This is a genomic window from Streptomyces sp. SID13726 (assembly GCF_010548375.1).
In the GTDB taxonomy this organism is placed as follows: Bacteria; Actinomycetota; Actinomycetes; order Streptomycetales; family Streptomycetaceae; genus Streptomyces.
The window spans coordinates 1-448 of sequence record NZ_JAAGLY010000420.1; the positions used below are offsets into that span (position 1 = coordinate 1).

The window sequence follows — 448 nt, forward strand, 5'->3', positions numbered from 1 at the left end:
ACGCGGAACTGACGGTCGACACCCGCAGCGGCAAGGTGTTCACCGAGAACGCCGACAACGACGGCGACGGCGACGACGGCGGGAACAAGGCGCTGGTCGCCGCGGAGGTCACCGCCCAGAAGGCGATGAAGGCGGCCGTGGCCGCCCATTCCGGCCAGGTCCGGTCCGTGGAATGGGACGACGATGACGACAACGGCTCCCGCTACTGGAACGTGGAGATCCAGTCCGGGAACAAGACCGCCAACGTCCACGTCGACGCCACGTCGGGCAAGGCGACGGTGTCCGGATCGGACTCCGACGACGACGGCAACTGAAACGCGCCGGTCCACGGGTTCCCGTGCGGACCCGATCGGGCGCCCCTAGACTGGCGAACGCCCGGATTACCCCGATCTTCGAGGGAGTGGCGTCATGGCCAAGCGCGGCAACAAGAAGCGAGCACGCAAGAAGA

The 448-nt window shown here is 67.4% G+C and carries 1 protein-coding gene; it reads left to right on the plus strand.

The features are described 5' to 3' along the window. Window positions 1–314: PepSY domain-containing protein (locus G3I78_RS48385; protein ID WP_164437000.1), on the plus strand; the 314-nt coding region annotated here is incomplete at its 5' end. Window positions 315–448: the final 134 nt, after the last annotated feature.